The sequence below is a fragment of the Prauserella flavalba genome, assembly GCF_003202235.1.
GTDB lineage: Bacteria > Actinomycetota > Actinomycetes > Mycobacteriales > Pseudonocardiaceae > Prauserella_A > Prauserella_A flavalba.
Genome location: NZ_MASU01000011.1, coordinates 115,885 through 134,741 on the forward strand (window position 1 = coordinate 115,885; position 18,857 = coordinate 134,741).

Annotated in this window: 19 protein-coding genes and 1 other RNA gene; 15 read left to right on the top strand and 5 right to left on the bottom strand. The window is 70.5% G+C overall.

The genetic code is table 11. The annotated features are described in order from the left end of the window. Positions 1-84 precede the first annotated feature (84 nt). The gene (locus BA062_RS24970) at positions 85-1,263 is read left to right on the top strand and encodes a 4-hydroxybenzoate 3-monooxygenase (RefSeq protein WP_110340814.1); all 1,179 of its coding nucleotides are present in this window, start codon (positions 85-87) and stop codon (positions 1,261-1,263) included. Positions 1,264-1,420: 157 nt separating this feature from the next. On the opposite strand, the gene gndA is transcribed toward BA062_RS24970, so the two are convergent. After that, positions 1,421-2,860: an NADP-dependent phosphogluconate dehydrogenase gene (gndA, locus tag BA062_RS24975; protein ID WP_110340816.1), complete on the bottom strand. Its 1,440-nt coding sequence runs from the start codon at positions 2,858-2,860 to the stop codon at positions 1,421-1,423. Positions 2,861-2,926: 66 nt separating this feature from the next. On the opposite strand from gndA, the gene BA062_RS24980 reads away from it, so the two are divergent. After that, a complete protein-coding gene (locus BA062_RS24980) occupies positions 2,927-3,796 on the top strand; it encodes a helix-turn-helix domain-containing protein (protein WP_110340818.1) in 870 nt (289 codons plus the stop codon). Here the strand turns inward: BA062_RS24980 and BA062_RS24985 are convergent. Continuing rightward, on the bottom strand, positions 3,781-3,963 hold the full coding sequence (locus BA062_RS24985; protein ID WP_110340820.1) for a hypothetical protein: 183 nt from the start codon (positions 3,961-3,963) through the stop codon (positions 3,781-3,783). The two genes, BA062_RS24980 and BA062_RS24985, sit on opposite strands and share 16 nt — an antisense overlap. 248 nt (positions 3,964-4,211) lie before the next feature. Here BA062_RS24985 and BA062_RS24990 point away from each other — a divergent pair, with 248 nt between their 5' ends. Continuing rightward, positions 4,212-4,466, top strand: a complete 255-nt coding sequence (locus tag BA062_RS24990; protein WP_110340822.1) for a DUF397 domain-containing protein — start codon at positions 4,212-4,214, stop codon at positions 4,464-4,466. A 6-nt stretch (positions 4,467-4,472) separates the two neighbouring features. Here BA062_RS24990 and BA062_RS24995 read toward each other — a convergent pair whose 3' ends face one another. Next, complete coding sequence (locus tag BA062_RS24995) at positions 4,473-5,012, bottom strand: hypothetical protein (protein ID WP_110340824.1); 540 nt, start codon at positions 5,010-5,012, stop codon at positions 4,473-4,475. Between the two features lie 131 nt (positions 5,013-5,143). On the opposite strand from BA062_RS24995, the gene BA062_RS25000 reads away from it, so the two are divergent. The 4 genes from BA062_RS25000 to BA062_RS25015 all read left to right on the top strand — a co-directional run bounded on the left by BA062_RS25000 (position 5,144) and on the right by BA062_RS25015 (position 9,492). Continuing rightward, a complete protein-coding gene (locus BA062_RS25000; RefSeq protein ID WP_110340826.1) occupies positions 5,144-5,881 on the top strand; it encodes a response regulator transcription factor in 738 nt (245 codons plus the stop codon). Further along, positions 5,862-7,346: a sensor histidine kinase gene (locus BA062_RS25005; RefSeq protein WP_110340828.1), complete on the top strand. Its 1,485-nt coding sequence runs from the start codon at positions 5,862-5,864 to the stop codon at positions 7,344-7,346. The genes BA062_RS25000 and BA062_RS25005 overlap by 20 nt, the downstream gene beginning before the upstream one ends. Before the next feature lie 5 nt (positions 7,347-7,351). Further along, an RNA gene (gene ffs, locus BA062_RS25010) (signal recognition particle sRNA small type) lies at positions 7,352-7,448 on the top strand. Between the two features lie 52 nt (positions 7,449-7,500). Beyond that, a complete protein-coding gene (locus BA062_RS25015) occupies positions 7,501-9,492 on the top strand; it encodes a DNA polymerase III subunit gamma and tau (RefSeq protein ID WP_110340830.1) in 1,992 nt (663 codons plus the stop codon). An 84-nt stretch (positions 9,493-9,576) separates the two neighbouring features. Here BA062_RS25015 and BA062_RS25020 read toward each other — a convergent pair whose 3' ends face one another. Beyond that, on the bottom strand, positions 9,577-10,374 hold the full coding sequence (locus tag BA062_RS25020) for an N-acetylmuramoyl-L-alanine amidase (RefSeq protein ID WP_245959990.1): 798 nt from the start codon (positions 10,372-10,374) through the stop codon (positions 9,577-9,579). 77 nt (positions 10,375-10,451) lie between these two features. On the opposite strand from BA062_RS25020, the gene BA062_RS25025 reads away from it, so the two are divergent. From BA062_RS25025 to BA062_RS25060, 8 genes are all read left to right on the top strand, one after another. Then, on the top strand, positions 10,452-10,826 hold the full coding sequence (locus BA062_RS25025; protein WP_110340832.1) for a YbaB/EbfC family nucleoid-associated protein: 375 nt from the start codon (positions 10,452-10,454) through the stop codon (positions 10,824-10,826). A 2-nt stretch (positions 10,827-10,828) separates the two neighbouring features. Next, on the top strand, positions 10,829-11,425 hold the full coding sequence (gene recR / locus BA062_RS25030) for a recombination mediator RecR (RefSeq protein ID WP_110340834.1): 597 nt from the start codon (positions 10,829-10,831) through the stop codon (positions 11,423-11,425). Positions 11,426-11,433: 8 nt separating this feature from the next. Continuing rightward, on the top strand, positions 11,434-12,024 hold the full coding sequence (locus BA062_RS25035; protein WP_245959991.1) for a uridine kinase family protein: 591 nt from the start codon (positions 11,434-11,436) through the stop codon (positions 12,022-12,024). Positions 12,025-12,212: 188 nt separating this feature from the next. Beyond that, positions 12,213-13,895 (top strand): ABC transporter substrate-binding protein, encoded by a 1,683-nt coding sequence (locus BA062_RS25040; protein ID WP_110340836.1) that lies wholly within the window; start codon positions 12,213-12,215, stop codon positions 13,893-13,895. A gap of 9 nt (positions 13,896-13,904) precedes the next feature. Then, positions 13,905-14,927 (top strand): ABC transporter permease, encoded by a 1,023-nt coding sequence (locus BA062_RS25045; protein ID WP_110340838.1) that lies wholly within the window; start codon positions 13,905-13,907, stop codon positions 14,925-14,927. A gap of 2 nt (positions 14,928-14,929) precedes the next feature. Beyond that, the gene (locus BA062_RS25050; protein ID WP_110340840.1) at positions 14,930-15,910 is read left to right on the top strand and encodes an ABC transporter permease; all 981 of its coding nucleotides are present in this window, start codon (positions 14,930-14,932) and stop codon (positions 15,908-15,910) included. Positions 15,911-15,915: 5 nt separating this feature from the next. Continuing rightward, positions 15,916-16,911, top strand: coding sequence for an ABC transporter ATP-binding protein (locus tag BA062_RS25055; protein ID WP_110340842.1), 996 nt, complete (start codon positions 15,916-15,918; stop codon positions 16,909-16,911). Next, entirely contained in the window at positions 16,908-17,963 is a 1,056-nt protein-coding gene (locus BA062_RS25060) for an ABC transporter ATP-binding protein (RefSeq protein WP_110340844.1), read from the top strand. The genes BA062_RS25055 and BA062_RS25060 overlap by 4 nt, the downstream gene beginning before the upstream one ends. Here BA062_RS25060 and BA062_RS25065 read toward each other — a convergent pair. Continuing rightward, positions 17,879-18,820: an EamA family transporter gene (locus BA062_RS25065; protein ID WP_110340846.1), complete on the bottom strand. Its 942-nt coding sequence runs from the start codon at positions 18,818-18,820 to the stop codon at positions 17,879-17,881. The two genes, BA062_RS25060 and BA062_RS25065, sit on opposite strands and share 85 nt — an antisense overlap. Positions 18,821-18,857 lie beyond the last annotated feature (37 nt).

Sequence of the window (18,857 nt, forward strand, 5' to 3'; positions counted from 1 at the left end):
CTCAGTGGAAGCCCTGGTGGCTCCGAGCCGGGTGCACGGCGCACGCTTGGTCGCGGCAACGGCAATGACGACGTGGAGGCATCGGTGACGGACACGCAGGTGGGCATCATCGGAGCGGGACCGGCCGGCCTGGTCCTGTCATACCTGCTGCACCTCGAAGGCATCGACGCGGTGGTGCTCGAGGCACGCAGCCGCGAGTACGTGGAGAAGCGGGTGCGGGCAGGCGTGTGCGAGCAGCCGACCGTCGAACTGCTGCGGGAGATCGGCGTCGGCGAGCGCATGGCCGCGGAGGGTCTCCCGCACCACGGCCTTTCGCTGCGCTTCGACGGCGCCGACCACCGCATCGACCTCACCGCACTCACCGGCAAGGCGATCACCGTCTACGGCCAGCAGGAGATCGTCAAGGACCTCATCGCTGCACACGCGGGCAAAGGGTTGCCGATCGAGTTCGAAGTGTCCGATGTGGAACTGCACGACCTGGACACCGAGTCGCCGCGCGTGACCTACCGCGACGCCGAGGGCAACGCGCGCGAGCTCGACTGCGCGGTGATCGCCGGCTGCGACGGCTTCCACGGCGTGTCGAGGCCGTCGATCCCGGGCGTCGAACTGATCGCCTACGACCACCAGTACCCGTTCGCCTGGCTCGGCGTGCTCGCGCGGACGCCGCCCTCGCACGAGGAGCTGATCTACACCCACCACGAACGCGGGTTCGCGCTGCACAGCATGCGCTCGCCCGAGATCACGCGGCTCTACCTGCAGGTCGATCCTGCCGAGCGGATCGAGAACTGGTCCGACGACCGGATCTGGGCCGAGCTGGAACAGCGGCTGGAGACGAAGGAGGGCTTCTCGCTGCGCGAGGGTCCGGTGCTGGAGAAGAGCATCACGCCGATGCGCAGCTTCGTGGTGGAGCCCATGCGGTACGGCAGGCTGTTCCTCGCGGGCGACGCCGCGCACATCGTGCCGCCGACCGGCGCCAAGGGCATGAACCTCGCGATCGCCGACGTCCGCAACCTCTCCCGCGCGCTCAAGGCACTGCTGCGGGACAAGGACGGCGAGCTCGCGGCGTCCTACTCGGACCGCTGCCTGCGCCGCGTGTGGCGGGCCGAGCACTTCTCCTGGTACATGACGTCGATGCTGCACACCGACCCGAACGCCGACGCGTTCCAGCGCCGGCTCCAGCTGTCGCAGCTGCGGTACACGGCGTCGTCCACCGCGGCCGCGACGAGCCTCGCCGAGAACTACGTCGGCCTGCCCTTCGAGTGAGCCCCGCCCTTTTTGCCCGGATGCAGTGAAGGCCACCATCACTGCGTTGAATCAACACAGCGGCGCGCAGCGTCTCCGTTTGGGTGGCGGTGGGAGACGGGTGGGCGCAGGCATGGTGGCCTTCACTGCATGTGTGGGGCCCCGGGTGGGGTGCGCCTCAGGCGGGGCGCTCCGCGCGGGCCTCGGTGGCCCACTCGGTGTGGAAGGAGCCCTCGCCGTCGACGCGGCGGTAGGTGTGCGCGCCGAAGTAGTCCCGCTGGCCCTGCACGAGCGCGGCGGGCAGGCGGTCGGCCCGCAGCCCGTCGTAGTAGGCGAGCGCCGTGGAGAAGCCCGGCGTCGGGATGCCGAGCCGCACCGCGGTCGAGACCACCGAGCGCCACGCGTCCTGCGCGTCCTCGACGGCCTTGCGGAAGTCGCCGCTCGTGAGCAGCGTCGGCAGCTCCGGCCCGGCCTCGAAGGCGGCGCGGATGTCGTCGAGGAACTTCGCGCGGATGATGCAGCCGCCACGCCAGAGCGAGGCGACCGAGCCGAGGTCGACGTTCCAGCCGTACTCGGCGCTGCCTGCCTGGATCTGGTTGAAGCCCTGCGCGTAGGCGACCACCTTCGACGCGTACAGCGCCTGCTCCACGTCGTCGGCGAAGCGCTCGGCCTCGCTGCCCGACAGCGGGGTGCGCGACGGCCCGCCGAGCCCCTTGGTCGCGGCGCGCAGGTTCGCGTGGCCGGAAAGGGAACGCGCGAAGGTCGCCTCCGCGATGCCCGTGATCGGGATGCCGAGGTCGAGTCCGATTTGGACCGTCCAACGGCCGGTGCCCTTCTGCTCCGCCTGGTCGAGCACCACGTCGACGAACGGCTTGCCGGTGGCGGCGTCGGTGTGGGCGAGCACCTCGGCGGTGATCTCGATGAGGTAGGAGTCGAGCCGCCCGGTGTTCCAGGTGCGGAAGATCTCGGCGATCCGCGCGGGCTCGTAGCCGAGCGCGCCGCGCAGGAGGTCGAAGGACTCGGCGATCAGCTGCATGTCGGCGTACTCGATGCCGTTGTGCACCATCTTCACGAAGTGCCCTGCGCCGTCGGGTCCGATGTGGGCGCAGCACGGCGTGCCGTCGACCTTCGCCGCGATGTCCTCCAGCAGCGGGCCCAGCGACTCGTAGGACTCCTTCGAACCGCCCGGCATGATGCTCGGCCCGTGCAGCGCGCCCTCCTCGCCGCCGGAGACGCCGGTGCCGACGAAGTGCAGCCCGCGCTCGCGCAGCGCCGCCTCGCGCCTGCGGGTGTCGGCGAAGTGCGCGTTGCCGGCGTCGACGATCACGTCGCCGGGCTCCAGCAGCTCCGCGAACTCGTCGATCACGGCGTCGGTGGGTGCGCCTGCCTTGACCATCACGACCACCTGGCGGGGCCGCTCCAGCGCGTTGACGAACTCCCTCGCCGAGTACGCCGGGATGAAGTCGCCCTCGGAGCCGAACTGTTCCGCCAGCTCACGGGTGCGTTGCTCCGAACGGTTGTGCAGCGCGACGGTGTGCCCGTGCCGGGCCAGGTTCCGCGCCAGGTTGCGGCCCATCACCGCGAGGCCGGTGACGCCGATGCTCGCCTTCTTCGTCATGACCTGCACCCTACGCCGGAGAGGCGATTTCGAGTTGAGCGCCGAAAACGGTAACGTCGAGGCGCCATGGCCAGTACCGTCACGTCCCGAAGAAAGCAGCTCGGCAACGAGCTGCGGCACGCGCGCAACTCCGCGGGCCTCACGCAGCAGCGCGTGGCCGAGATCCTCGGTTGTACCCAGGGCAAGGTCAACAAGATCGAGTCGGGCGCCGTGGGGGTCAAGCTCGGCGACGTCAGGGCGATGCTCGACGCGTTCGGCATCGAGGGCGAGGAGGCCGACACCCTGCTCAACCTGGCGCGGGCCGCGGCAGGGCAGCGTGGGCATTGGTCGGGTTACCGATCCGTTGTGCCGCACTGGTTCCGCACGTTCACGGACCTGGAGCCGGCAGCCGCGGAGATCATGACGTGGCACGGTGAGCGCATTCCGGGGCCGTTGCAGTCCGAGCACTACATGCTCAAGCAGTTCACCGAGTTCGGAGCGACGGACGTCACATCGCTGGTCCGCAACCGGCTCGACCGCAAAGCGGTCTTCGACCAGCAGCAGCCGCCGTACTACCGCTTCATCCTCAGCGAGTCGGCGTTGCGCAGGGCTCCCGGCGGGCGGTCACCGGCCGTGATGCTGGACCAGCTTGAGCACATGCTCGAGCTGGAGAAGCGGGCGAGGGTCTATCTGCACGTGCTGCCGTTCGACGCGAAGCTGGCCTCGGTCCCCAACGACTTCACGATCATGCGTTTTCCCGACCGCACCCGGGACTTCGTGTACATCGAGCACTCGGCGGGCGGGATCTATCTCGACGACGTCAAGGACTTCCAGATCTTCGTGGACTCGTGGGACCGCCTGCGCGGCGCGGCGCTGGAGCGGCAGGAGACGCGGCAGTTCTTCAAGGAGCTGGCCGAGCACTACCGCGAGGAGCTGAACCGTCAGACGCGGCAGTAGCGCACCGCGAAGTTCGGCTCGAGGAGCCGGAGCGGGCGCGGCGGCCACACCCGGACGAAGCCGAGATCGAAACGGCGGGCGGGCTGTTCGGTGGGCGGCAGGTCGTCGTCCGTCGCGGGACCGGTCCGCTCGACACCGCTCGGTTCCAGGTCCAGTCGTACCGCCATGTCGTGCTCCATCCCCAGTCTTGCCTGTGTTGCCGATCTCTCACGTGACGGCCCCCGGATTGCGCCGGGCGCGGCCCCTATGGATAGTAATAATCCTAGTCTCAGATTAATCACACTGTCGACCAGATCGGCCGAACATCGCACGAATGGCGGCACCGGCCGGTGGGGATCGACTCTGGGGCATCGGGAAGGTGTGACGTTGCGCACTCCTTCGCCGGTGTCCTTCGACCGGGCACGGAGGTAACGCCATGGCCGATTACGCCGCTCGAGCGGATTATTACGACCCTTCCACGGCCGTGAGCATGTTCGATGCCGCCGGCTGGCAGAAGTCGTTCGCGAGCGAGCCCAACGGCGGCAGCTGTGTCGAGGTCAACCTGGGAGCGGACAAGGTCGGGGTGCGGGACACCAAGCTCGCCGACAGTCCGGTGTTCGTGTTCAACACACGCGAGTGGGAGGCGTTCCTGATCGCCGTCAAGGCAGGCCAGTTCGACCTCCCCGCGTAGGAGCCGTCAGTTCGTCCCGCCGGGGCCGCCCTGCTGTCCCGGCGGTCGACCCTGCGGGCCGCCGGGGAAACCTCCCTCGCCACTCGTGATGCTCGTGGCCGTCGCGGTGTCCCCGGAGACCGTCGCGAGCACGGTCACCGTGTCACCCCGCTCCGCGGTGTCCCCAGCGCCCGCGCCGAGTTCGTAGGTCTGGGTGTAGCCGTCGTCGCTCTCGACGGTCAGTGAGTCGTCGTCGATCGCCGCGACCTCGCCGGTCTGCATGCGCTGCGTCTCGTAACCTCCGCTGCCGTCGGAGACCACGAAGTCGCCGTGCAGCGCGTTGAACAGGCCCGGCATCGCGCCCGCCGGACCGCCCATCCTGACGTTCTGCGACGGCTCGCCGCTCGTGCCCGCGTACACGACGGCTCCGCCCGCGACGGCGATGCCCGCCGCGATCGCGACCGCCACCGCGGTCCGGCGAGCGGTCCAGCGCGGCCTGTCCTGCCGCGGCGGTTGCGGATCGCCCCAGTTCTGCTCGGCCGCGGGGGCCGGGACTTCGGTGCTCATGCCGTGAGCGTCCCCGCCCGAGCTGTGTTCGCGCTGTGCGCCGCATGGGTCCGCGCTGTGTCCTCGCGCTTCACAGCCAACGCACAGGCAGGCCACAGCGAGCACCTACCCTCGCGCGCGACACTGCGATCATGACCAGCGCAAACACCGATCCCGGCCGGGTCGGGCCCCGGCGCGCCGACGGCTCGCCGGTCCGGGTGCTCGTCGTCGACGACGAGTCCAGCATCGCGGAGCTCGTGTCGCTGGCTTTGCGCATGGAGGGCTGGGAGATCCGCACGGCCGGCGACGGCGCGGGCGCCATCCGCGAGGCCCGAGGGTTCCGTCCTGACGCGGTCGTGCTGGACGTGATGCTGCCCGACCTCGACGGGCTCGAGGTGCTGCGCAGGTTGCGCGCCGACACCCCGTACCTGCCCGTGCTGCTGCTCACCGCGAAGGACGCCGTCGAGGACCGCATCGCCGGGCTCACCGCGGGTGGGGACGACTACGTGACCAAGCCGTTCAGCCTCGAGGAGCTAGCCCTGCGGCTGCGGGCATTGCTACGCAGGGCGAGGGTGGTGGCCGCCTCGGAGGGATCGACGCTCGTGGTCGGCGACCTGACGCTGGACGAGGAGAGCCGCGAGGTGCACCGGGGCGGCGAGCCGGTGTCGCTCACCGCGACCGAGTTCGAGCTGCTGCGCTACCTCATGCGCAACCCCAAGCGGGTGCTGTCGAAGGCCCAGATCCTCGACCGGGTGTGGAGCTACGACTTCGGTGGGCAGGCCAACATCGTCGAGCTCTACATTTCGTACCTGCGGAAGAAGATTGACGCGGACAGAAAGCCGATGATCCACACCATGCGTGGCGCGGGGTATGTCCTCAAACCCGCGTAGGCGTGCCTGGTCGCTGCGGGGCAAGCTCGTCGCGCAGCTCATCGGGTTGCTCGCCGTGGTGTGCGTGCTGGTCGGCGTGGTCACCGAGCTGGCGCTGGACGCGTTCCTGGTCGACAAGCTCGACGAGCAGCTCAGGCAGGCCAGCGACCGGGCGCTCGCGGTCAGCCGGGGTCCGGACCGCCCGCCGCCCGCTGGCGTGCCCACGGGCCCATTGGCCTCGCTCGAGGCGCCGGGGCAGGGCATCGACACGCTCAACGCCGTGCTCAGCGGCGGCGACGTGGTGCGGGCGGAGCGGCTCTCCGGACCGGAGGCCGAGCGCGAGCTGCTGCCCGCGAGTTCCTACGACATCCTCACGAGCCTGCCCGTCGACGGCCGCGCCTACAGCCGCGATCTCGGCGACTTCGGCGCCTACCGGCTCTCGGCCGTGCGCACCGACGACGGGCACGTGCTCGTCACCGGGCTCCCACTGTCGCAAGTGGACGACACGCTGTGGAGTGTCGGGCTGATCCTCGGCGGGGTCGCGCTCGGCGCCGTGACCATCACCGGGCTCGCCGGGGCGTGGACGGTCCGCCGCACGCTGCGCCCCCTCGACCGGCTCGCCGCCACCGCCGGCAGGGTCACCGAACTGCCGCTGGACAAGGGTGAGGTCGCGCTGCCGGTGCGCGTGCCCGAATCCGACACCGACACCCGCACCGAGGTCGGCAAGGTCGGCCTCGCGCTCAACCAGATGCTCGGCCACGTGGCCGACGCGCTCGACGCGCGGCAGCGCAGCGAGAGCAGGGTCCGCCGGTTCGTCGCCGACGCCAGCCACGAGCTGCGCACCCCGCTCGCGGCGATCAAGGGCTACGCGGAGCTGGTCGGCAGGCACGGTGACGCGGTGCCGCGGGACGTCCGGTTCGCCTTCTCCCGCGTGGAGTCGGAGTCGGCGCGGATGACCAACCTCGTCGAGGAGCTGCTGCTCCTCGCGCGGCTCGACTCCGGTCGCGCGCGGGTGCACGAGCCGGTGGACCTCTCGCGGCTCGTGGCCGACGCCGTCGCCGACGCCCACGTCGCAGGGCCAGGCCACCGGTGGGTGCTCGACGCGCCCGCGGAGCCGATCACCGTGCTCGGCGACGCCGAGCAGGTGCATCAGGTGGTCGCGAACCTGCTCGGCAACGCCCGCGCACACACCCCCGCGGGCACGCGCGTGGACGTGGTTCTCGGCGAGCGCGGGAACGAGGCGGTGCTGCGCGTGCGCGACGACGGCCCCGGCATTCCCGGCGACCTGCTGCCCGAGGTGTTCGAGCGGTTCGCGCGTGGCGACACCTCCCGCTCCCGCTCGGCGGGCAGCACCGGACTGGGGCTCGCGATCGTCGCCGCGGTGGTGGCCGCGCACCACGGGCATGTGGGCGTGACCAGCGAACCCGGAGCCACCGAGTTCACGGTGACACTCCCCGTGTCGGCGCCCGGCGGAGCCGTCGCCTAGACTGGGCGGCGGACCCCCGCGGCGTCCACCCTGTGAACCTCCCCAGGGCCGGAAGGCAGCAAGGATAAGCAGGCTCTGACGGGTGCGGGGGTCCCCTTTTGTCCCCGGACGGCCGGGAGGGGCCGGTGTCGGAGACTGCCGGTACCCTCGCCTCGTGGCTCTCGCGCTGTACCGAAAGTACCGGCCGTCAACCTTCGCCGAGGTGGTCGGGCAGGACCACGTCACCGAGCCCCTGCGCACCGCGCTCGCGGCGGGCCGGATCAACCACGCCTACCTGTTCTCGGGGCCGCGTGGCTGCGGCAAGACGTCCAGCGCGCGCATCATGGCGCGCTCGCTCAACTGCGTCGAGGGCCCCACGCCGGATCCGTGCGGCAAGTGCGGCCCGTGCCTCGCGCTCGCACCGGAGGGGCCGGGCAGCGTCGACGTCACCGAGCTCGACGCCGCCAGCCACGGTGGTGTGGACGACGCGCGTGAGCTGCGCGACCGCGCGTTCTACGCGCCCGCGGAGTCCCGCTACCGGGTGTTCATCATCGACGAGGCGCACATGGTCACCACGCAGGGCTTCAACGCCCTGCTGAAGATCGTGGAGGAGCCGCCGGAGCACCTGATCTTCATCTTCGCGACCACCGAGCCGGACAAGGTGCTGCCCACCATCCGCTCGCGGACGCACCACTACCCCTTCCGGCTGATCCCGCCGAGTTCCATGCGGGAGCTGCTGGAGCGCAACGTCGCGGCCGAGGGCGTGCAGGTGGAGCCCGCTGTCTACCCGCTGGTGATCAGGGCGGGCGGCGGCTCCGCTCGCGACACCCAGTCGGTGCTCGACCAGCTGCTGGCCGGTGCGGGCCCCGACGGTGTCACCTACGCGCGCGCGGTGTCGCTGCTCGGCGTCACCGACGTCGCGCTGATCGACGCGATGGTGGACGCGCTGTCGGCCGACGACCACAAGGCCGTGTTCGGCACAGTGGACCAGCTCGCCGAGGCGGGCCACGACCCGCGCCGATTCGCGACCGACCTGCTCGACCGGCTGCGTGACCTCATCCTGCTGCGCTCGGTGCCCGACGCGGCGAGCGCGGGCATGGTGTCGGCGCCAGAGGAGCAGCTGAACCGGATGGTCGCGCAGGCCGAACGCCTGCAGCCCGGCACGCTCACGCGGTACGCCGAGATCATCCACAATGGACTCCTCGAGATGCGCGGGGCCACGGCGCCCCGGCTGCTGCTCGAGCTGCTGTGCGCACGGATGCTGCTGCCGGAGGTGGCGGGCGACGAGGCCGCCACGCTTCAGCGGCTCGAACGGCTGGAGCGCCGGTTCACGGCGGGCGGTCCTGCCCCTGCCGCACCCGCTGCCGAGCCCGCGTCCGCCCCGGCGCCGGAGCGGACGTTCGAGCGGCCGTCGCAGCGTGCCGCGGCCCCCGCGGCTCCCGCGAAGAAGGAACCGGAGCCCGCGGCAGCCCCGGCGCCGAAGCCGGCTCCGGCGACGCCCCCACCTTCGCCGCCCGCGCCGCCCGCCGTGGCGGAACCGGTGGCCGAGGCGGCGCCCGTCGCCGGGTCGGAGCCGGGCCAGATCGACGCGGCCGCGCTGCGCCAGTACTGGCCGCAGCTGCTGGCTGCCGTCCGCAAGCTCAGCCGCAGCACGGAGGCCATGCTCACGAATGCCACCGTGCACAGCGTCGAGGGCTCGACCGTGGTGCTCACGCACTCCGCGGAGCCGCTCGCGCGGCGCCTGTCGGAGCCCCGCAACGCCGACTGCATCGCGACGGCGCTCGGTCAGGTGCTGTCGGGACAGTGGACGGTCCGCTGTGTTCACGCGGGCGCGGTGCAGGCGAGTGCGGCGGCCCCGGCGAGGCAGACGCAGGCCGCGCCCGCCCGCCAGGCTCCGCCGCAGCCCACCCGGCAGCAGCCGCCGTCGGCCGAGCAGCAACGGTCCTTCCAGCGGCCGTCGGCAACGGAGCCGCCGCGCCGGGCGGTGCCCACCACGACCGAGCCGGACATCCCGCTGCCCCCGGAACCCGAGGACGAGGACGACCCCTACCCGGCGGGCCCCGACGCCGGCGGTCCCGCTGCCGCGCCCGCTCCGGAGCCGGTCGACCCCGAGGCCATCGCCCACAAGCTCCTCTCCGACCACCTCGGCGCCCGTCCGATCGACTGACGCCAACCGCAGTGAAGGCCACCTTCACTGCGTTGAACGCAGGCAAGGTGGCCTTCACTGCGGTCGGTCACCGCGGTCGGGCGGCTACCTCCGCAGGTACGCCAGGATTCCCGCGCTGATCGCGTCGGCGTAGCGCTGACGGCCCTCCGGGGTCGACATCGCCGCCGCCTCGCGCGCGTTGCGCATGTTGCCGCATTCGACGAGCACGGCCGGGCGCTCGGAGAGGTTCAGCCCCGCCAGGTCGTCGCGGCCGGAGAGGCCGCCCTCGCCGATGTAGTCGGCCACCGGGAACTCCGCGGCCATGCTCGCCAGCATCGCGCCTGCCAGGCGTTGCGCCGGTTCGCCCTGCGCCTCGTTGAGCGGCGGATCCGAGTAGGCGACGTGGAAGCCGCTGCCCTGCGCCGAGGAGCCGTCCGCGTGGATCGACACCACGGCGTCCGCGAGCGCCTCGTTGCCGATCGCCGCGCGCCGGTCGACGCAGGGGCCGACGCCGTCGTCGCTTTCGCGCGTGTAGACCACGCGCACGGCCTGCGCCGCGAGCACGTCGCCCACCCGCCTCGCGACGTCGAGGTTGAACGCGTGCTCGGGGTAGCCCGCGTCGGTGGCGGTGCCGGTGGTGTTGCACGGCTTCATCCGCCCGCGTCCTGCCGGTACCTGCCGGTTGATCTCGGCGAGTGCGGTCGCGTTGCCGCCGTTGTGGCCGGGGTCGAGCACCACCACCGGGGCCTCGGCCTGGCGGGTGGTCGTCGCAGGTGCGGGGGGACGGCTCTGTGAGGTCTCCGGGCCTGCCGAGGGCCGGGGAGACGCGACGGTACCCCCACCGTCCCCGCAGGCGCTCAGCACCAGGCCCACCACCAGCAGCACGACACCGCGACAACGCACGGCTCACACGGTGCCACAGCCGCTGCGACTAGGCTGGAGAGCACGTCACGCAAGCTACGAAAGCGGGAATCCGAATCATGGTGCAGCCCGGCGGCGGAATGCCCGACATGCAGCAGATCCTGCAGCAGGCCCAGAAGATGCAGGAACAGCTGGTCACGGCTCAGCAGGAACTGGCGGCGGCCGAGGTCACCGGCACCTCCGGTGGTGGCCTGGTGACGGCCACGGTCACCGGCGGCATGGAACTCAAGAACCTCGTGATCGACCCGAAGATCGTGGATCCCGAGGACACGGAGACCCTCGCGGACCTGGTGGTCGCCGCGGTGCGCGACGCGACCCACAACGCTCAGCGGCTCACCGAGGAGAAGCTCGGCCCGCTCGCCGGCGGCTTCGGCGGTGGCGGCGGCATGCCCGACCTCGGCGGTCTCGGCAACCTCGGCCTGCCCGGACAGTAACTTTGTACGAAGGCGTAGTTCAGGACCTCATCGACGAGCTGGGCCGCCTGCCCGGCATCGGTCCCAAGAGCGCGCAGCGCATCGCCTTCCACCTGCTCGCCTGCGATCCCGTCGACATCGGCAGGCTGCAGGACGTGCTGGGCAAGGTCAAGGAAGGCGTGCGGTTCTGCGACGTCTGCGGCAACGTCTCCGAGGAGGAGCGCTGCCGCATCTGCCGGGACGCCCGGCGCGACCCGGCGCTGATCTGTGTGGTCGAGGAGCCCAAGGACGTACTCGCCGTGGAGCGCACGCGGGAGTTCCGCGGCCGCTACCACGTGCTCGGCGGCGCGCTCGACCCGCTCTCCGGCATCGGCCCCGACCAGCTCCGCATCAAGGAGCTGCTCGCCAGGATCGGTGCGGAGGAGGTGACCGAGGTGATCATCGCGACCGACCCCAACACCGAGGGGGAGGCCACGGCGACCTACCTCGTCCGCATGCTGCGTGACTTCCCCGGCCTCACCGTCACCCGGCTCGCCTCCGGCCTGCCGATGGGCGGCGACCTGGAGTTCGCCGACGAGCTGACGCTCGGCCGGGCCCTCTCCGGCCGCCGCGCGCTCTGACGGCCACCGTGCACGACGTCGGGGAGCTGGGGCGGGTCGTCGCGGAGCGGGTGCTGCGCGCCGAGCCGAGGCTCGGCGACGTGCGGGTGCTCGCGATCGACGGCCCCTCCGGCTCCGGAAAGTCGACCCTCGCCGCGGCCGTTGTCGCCGCCCTGCGCGAGCGCGGCGTGCCGACGGCGCTCGTCAGCACCGACGACTTCGCCACGTGGGACGACCCGGTTTCGTGGTGGCCACGCCTGCGGGAGGGCGTCCTCGACCGGCTGGCCCTCGGCCTGCCCGGCCACTACCGCCGCATGGACTGGACCACCGGGCGGCCGGAACCCGGCCCCTTGGTGGACGTGCCCGTGCCGGATGTGCTCGTGCTCGAAGGGGTGTCGGCGGGCCGAGCGTCGGTGCGGCCGAGGCTGTCGTACCTCTGCTGGGTGGAGGATCCGGATCCCGCGGCCCGCCTCGAACGGGCCGTCGCTCGCGATGGCGAGACGTCCAGACCACGCCTGATCGCCTGGCAGCGCTTCGAGTACGGGTGGTTCTCGGCCGACCGCACACAGCCGCACGCCGATGCGTCGGTCGGTCTAACAGGAGCCGACCAAAGCAGGTAGCGCGTAGTCGATCGATCACCCAGCGTGGTGATTTCGCGACTGTTCGGGACTTTTTCACCTTCTGCGTAGCCCGATCGTAACCTCAGGTCCTTAAGTAACCGGCCTCACACCCGCTAGGGTCAGCGACCATCGCGGACGCGAAATTCGTGCCCGCGAACCGAACTGATGTTTCCTCAAGGGGTGCCAAAATGCTCCAACTGCGGGTGGCCCGAACGCGACGCACGGCCCTGATCGGGCTGGCAGCCGCGCTCGCGGTGTCCTTGACCGCCTGTGCCGAGTCCGAACGCGAGAGCGGCGGTGGCCAGGAAGGAGGCACGCTGGTCTTCGGGGCCACCGGAGCCCCGTCGAACTTCGACCCGTTCTACGCGTCCGACGGCGAGACCTTCCGGGTGACGCGGCAGCTGTTCGAGAACCTCGTCGGCATCAAGCCCGGTACCGCCGAGCTGGAACCCGAGCTCGCCACCAAATGGGAGTCGAGCCCCGACGGCAAGACCTGGACGTTCACCCTTCGCGAGGGCGTGAACTTCCACGACGGCACTCCGTTCAACGCCGACGCCGTGTGCAAGAACTTCGAGCGCATGTACGGCCAGACCGGCGCGGGCGCCACCGCGGCTCTCTCCTACTACTGGATCGAGAACTTCGGCGGCTTCAGCGACGGGGCCAACCCCTCGCTCTACAAGTCCTGCTCCGCCGAGAACCCCACCACCGCCAAGCTGGAGCTGACTCGCTTCACCGCGACGTTCCCGACGATGCTGTCCCAGGACTCCTTCGCCATGCAGAGCCCGAAGGCGATGGACGAATTCCAGGCCAACAACGTCAAGGCGCAGGGCGACAGCTTCGTCTTCTCCGAGTACGCACGCCTCCACCCGACGGGCACCGGGCCGTTCAAGTTCACCTCCTACGACGAGGCGAACGGCACCATCGAGCTCGCCCGCAACGACCAGTACTGGGGCGACAAGGCCAAGCTCAACAAGCTGATCTTCCGGGTGATCGAGGACGAGACCGCCCGCAAGCAGGCGCTCGAGGCAGGCGACATCGACGGCTACGACTTCCCGGCCCCCGCCGACTGGGACTCGCTGAAGGCCGACGGCTTCAACCTGCAGATCCGGGACCCGTTCAACATCCTGTACCTGGGCATCACGCAGAAGAACAACCCGGCGCTCAAGAACCTCAAGGTGCGTCAGGCGCTGGCCTACGCGATCGACCGCGAGAGCCTCGTCAAGTCGGTCATGCCGGAGAACTCCGAGGTCGCGACACAGTTCTACCCGGCGTCGGTCGACGGCTACGCCGACGACGTGCAGAAGTACTCCTACGACCCGGAGCGCGCCAAGCAGCTGCTGCGCGAGGCCGGGCAGCCGAACCTCACGGTCGAGCTGTGGTGGCCGAGCCAGGTCACGCGGCCCTACATGCCGAACCCGCAGGCGATCTTCGGTGCCATCAAGGAGGACCTCGAGGGCGCCGGCATCATCGTGAAGCCGATCAGCAAGCCGTGGGCCGGCGGGTACCTCGACCAGGTCGAGGTCGCCGACGCGCAGCTGTTCCTGCTCGGCTGGACGGGTGACTACAACTCGCCGGAGAACTTCATCGGCACCTTCTTCGGCACCACGGAAAACCAGTTCTGGACCTCGGGCTCGCCGTGGGGCCAGCAGCTGGCCACCGCGATCGAGGACGCCGACTCCACAGTGGACGCCGCCGAGCGCGAGGCGAAGTACCAGCAGATCAACCGAGACCTGATGTCGAAGTACCTCCCGGCGATCCCGCTGTCGCACTCCCCGCCCGCGATCGTCGTCTCCCCCGAGGTGCAGGGGCTGGTGCCGAGCCCGCTGACCAAGGAAGAGTTCGCTGCGGTCTCGGTCTCGTCACCCGAATAAGCGAGAACCGTGCTCCGATACACGATTCGGCGCGTGCTGCAACTCGCACTCGTCGTGGTAGTGCTCTCGGTGCTGATCTTCGGCTGGCTGCGGATGCTCCCGGGAGGGCCGGTCTCGGCCCTCCTGGGGGACCGCGGCACAGCCGAGAGCCGCGCCGAACTGACCGAGGCCCTCGGGCTGAACGATCCGATCTTCGTCCAGTACTTCGCGTTCCTCGGCCGGGCGATCACCGGTGACTTCGGTACCTCCACCGGGGTCTCGCCGGGCAAGCCCGCGATGGAACTGTTCCTCGAACGGTTCCCCGCGACCATCGAGCTCAGCATCGCGGCGATCCTCATCGCCCTGATCGGTGCGATCCCGCTCGGTTACCTGGCGGCCCGTCGCCGGGGCGGCTGGCTGGACAACGCCGGCGTGGTCGGCTCGATGATCGGCATCTCGATCCCGATCTTCTTCCTCGCGTTCCTGCTCAAGTACTTCCTGTCGATCAAGCTCGGCTGGCTGCCGACCGGCGGCAGGCAGAGCCCGGACATCGACGCCACGCGCGTCACCGGGTTCTTCGTGCTCGACGGCCTGCTGACGCGGGAATGGGACGCGGCGTGGGACGCGCTGAAGCATCTGCTGCTCCCGGCGCTGGCGCTGGCGTCGATCCCGTTCGCGGTGATCTTCCGGATCACCAGGGCCTCGGTGCTCGACGTCATGGACGAGGACTACGTGCGCACGGCGCGTTCGAAGGGGCTGACCCGGCGGATCATCCGGGACCGGCACATCCTCCGCAACGCGATGCTGCCGGTGGTGACGACGGTCGGTCTGCAGACCGGCGCGCTGTTGTCGGGTGCCGTGCTCACCGAGACCGTGTTCTCGTGGCAGGGCGTCGGGCAGGCGCTGGCGATCGGGTTCGAGCGCAAGGACTTCCCCGTGCTGCAGGTGGTGATCATCGCGGCCGCGATGGCCTACGTACTGGTCAACCTCCTGGTCGACCTCTCGTATGCGGTGATCGACCCCCGCATCCGCACGGCGCAGAAAGTGAGCTAGCTATGACGTCGTCTCGTGCGACGAAGATCGACCGGCTCGCCAGTGTGGCCGCGCGGGGCCCGGAGTACGAGGTCGGTCCCGAGGGCCGGGGTTCGGAGAACGGCCACGACGCCGGGGTCAGCCTCGCCGCGTCGGCGTGGCGACGGCTGCGGCGCAACCCGGTGTTCATCGTCGGCGCCGTGGTGATCGGGCTGTTCGTGCTGCTGGCCGTGCTGGCGCCGTTCATCGCGCCGCACGACCCGGCGCTGCGGCTGCTCGAGGACCAGGTCTCCCGGGCCAACAACGAGATCCCGCCACCACAGGACGGCTACCCGCTCGGCGGCGACCAGTACGGCCGCGACCTGTTCTCGCGAATGCTGCTCGGCTCGCAGCAGACGCTGCTGGTGGCCGCGCTGGCGACGGTGATCGGGCTCGGCGGGGGGCTCGTGCTCGGCACGCTGGCCGGTGCGTTCGGCGGCTGGGTCGACTCGGTCGTCATGCGGATCGTGGACGTGCTGCTCTCGATCCCGTCGCTGCTGCTGGCGGTGTCGATCGGCGCGCTGTTCGCGGATCAGTCGCAGTTCACGGTGATCCTCGCGGTGGCGATCGTGCAGATCCCGATCTTCGCGCGGCTGTTGCGCGGAACGATGCTGAGCGTGCGCGAGAGCGATCACGTGCTCGCCGCGAAGGCGCTCGGCGTGAAGAGAAGGGCCATCGTGTTCCGGCACATCCTGCCGAACTCGCTCGGCCCGGTGATCGTGCAGTCGACGCTCGTGCTCGCCATCGCGGTGCTCGACGCGGCCGCACTGTCGTTCCTCGGCCTCGGCGCCGCGGACGACTCGACTCCGGAATGGGGCCAGATGCTCGGCAACGCACAGGACTTCTTCGACAGCCAGCCGCACCTCGCGTTCTGGCCCGCCGGGTGCATCATCGTGGTGGCACTGGGCTTCACGCTCGTCGGCGAGTCGATGCGTGAGGCGCTCGACCCACGGCAGCGGCGGTGATGGGAATGGCTCTGCTGGAAGTGCGTGACCTCTCGGTGGTGTTCCGCCGCAGGGGCGAGGAGCCGACCATCGCGGTCGACAACATCAGCTTCGACGTCGAGCCGGGCCAGACGGTGGGCCTGGTCGGCGAGTCGGGCTGCGGCAAGTCGGTGACGTCGCTGGCGATCATGGGCCTGCTGCCGTCGCGGGGCGCCGAGGTGTCGGGCTCGGTGACGTTCGAGGGCAAGGAGCTGCTCGGCCTGTCCCAGCGGCAGCTCGACGAGCGGCGGGGGCGGGACCTCGGCATGGTCTTCCAGGACCCGCTGTCGTCGCTCAACCCCGTGGTTCCCATCGGCGTGCAGATCGCGGAAGTGCTGGAGCGGCACCGGAAGCTGTCGCGCAAGGACGCCAATGCGGAGGCCGCGGAGCTGCTCAACCGGGTCGGCATTCCCGACCCGAACCGGCGGCTCGACGAGTACCCGCACCAGCTCTCCGGCGGCATGCGCCAGCGTGCGCTGATCGCCATCGCACTCGCGTGCAGGCCGAGGCTGCTCATCGCGGACGAGCCGACGACCGCGCTCGACGTGACCATCCAGGCCCAGATCCTGAGCCTGCTCGCGGAGCTGGTGTCGGGCACCGACACGGCGCTCATCATGATCACGCACGACCTCGGCGTGGTCGCCGGGCTCTGCGACGAGGTGAACGTGATGTACGGCGGCCGGATCGTGGAGCGCGCGCAGCGGCACGCGCTCTTCGCTGAGCCGAGGCACCCGTACACGCACGGTCTGCTGGCCTCCATTCCGCGGCTCGATGCGCCGCGCGGCGAGAAGCTCGTGCCGATCCGGGGGTCCGTTGTGGACAACATCGCGTGGTCGCGCGGGTGCGCGTTCGCCCCGAGGTGTCCCAACCAGCTGGAGCAGTGCTGGACCGATCCGCCGGAGCTGGTCGAGGACCGTGGCGGCATGCTGCGCTGCCACAACCCGGTGGAGGTCGCGCCGCTGGCCGCGGAGGGAGCACGATGAGCGACGCGCTGGTCACGATCGAGGACCTCAAGATCCACTTCCCGATCAAGCGGGGGATCGTGCTCGACCGCACCATCGGCTACGTCTACGCCGTCGACGGCGTGGACCTGCGGATCGAACGGGGCGCGACCTACGGCCTCGTCGGCGAGTCAGGGTGCGGCAAGACCACGCTCGGGCGGGGCCTGCTGCGGCTCGTGGAGCCAACGGGCGGGCGGGTCGTGTTCGACGGCACCGACCTCTCCACGCTCAAGGGCGAGCAGCTGCGGACCATACGCCGTCGGATGCAGATGGTGTTCCAGGACCCGCTGTCCAGTTTGGACCCGCGGCAGTCGGTGGAGTCGCTGCTCGTCGAGGGCATGCGCGCACACGGACTCGACAAGGGCAAGCAACAGACCCACCAGCGGCTCAAGGAGCTGCTCGCCGCGGTGGGCCTGCCCGAGAACGCGCTGCGCAAGTACCCGCACGAGTTCTCCGGCGGGCAGCGCCAGCGCATCGGCATCGCGAGGGCGCTCGCGGTGGAGCCGGACCTGATCGTGGCCGACGAGCCGGTGTCGGCGCTAGACGTCTCGGTGCAGGCGCAGGTGCTCAACCTGCTGGAGGAACTGCAGGACGAGTTCGGCCTCACCTACCTCGTGATCGCCCACGACCTCGCGGTGGTGCGGCACATCTCCGACCGGATCGGCGTGATGTACCTCGGCTCGCTGGTCGAGGAGGCGAGCTCCGACGAGCTGTACCAGGAGCCGCTGCACCCGTACACGAAGGCGTTGCTCTCGGCGATCCCGGTGCCGGACCCGGTGGTGGAGGACAACCGCGAGCAGATCCTGCTCGCCGGCGACCTGCCCTCACCCGCCGCGCCGCCGAGTGGGTGCCGGTTCCACACGCGCTGCCCGTGGCGGCAGGAGACGCTGTGCGACACCGACCGGCCCGCGCTGCGGGAGATCGGCGAGGGCCACCGCGTCGCCTGCCACTACGCGGAGGACATCCTCGCCGGGCGGATCTCGCCGCACGAGGTGGAACCCGAGGTGGTGCAGCCCGACATCGTCGTGTCCTGACGCCTGCGGCGGCGTACCGAGCCGAGCAGGACGCCGCCGACCACCACGGCGCTCGCGACGATCTCGACCACGGTCGGGCGCTCATCGAGCAGCAGGAACGCGAGCGTCAGCCCGACGACGGGCACGAGCATGGAGAACGGCGCGACCGTGCTGGCCGGGTTGCGGCGCATGAGGGCGCTCCAGATGCCGGAGCCCACTACGGTGCCGAGCACGGCGGTATAGGCCATCCCGGCCAGCGCGGGCAGGTGGAACGTGCTCAGGCTCTGCCACTGCGCGGCGGGTCCCTCGAAGATCAGCGAAAGACCCCACATGGGCAGCGGCGGCACCACCGACATCCACAGCGTGAAGCGCAGCGGGTGCTGCGGCTCGGCCTTGCGCAGGCACAGGTTCCCGCAGGCCCAGCTCAGTGCACCGAGCAGGGTGAGCAGCAGCGGCAGGAGCGCGGCGTACTCGGCGCGCTGCCAGCCGATGGCGCTCATCCCGGCGACGGCGAGCACGATCCCGGCGACCTGCCACGCGGTGAGGCGCTCCCGCAGGAAGACGGCGCTGAGCAGCACCGTGAACGGCGCCGAAGCCTGGAGCACCAGCGACGCGAGGCCGGTCGGCATACCCGCCTTCATGCCCACGAAGAGGAACGCGAACTGGAGGGTGCCGAAGCCGATGCCGTAGCCGATCAGCCAGCGCAACTTCACCTTCGGCCACGGTACGAGCAGCATCGTCGGGATCGCGATCACCACGAACCGCAGTGCGCCGGCGAACAGCGGCGGGAAGTGCGTGAGGGTGGCGTGGATCGCGAGGAAGTTGCAGCCCCAGAGCAGGGCGGTGAACGCGGCGAGAAAGCGGTCACGACCAGGCACTCTCCAAGCTTGCGCCTGCTAACAATGAAGGACCAGC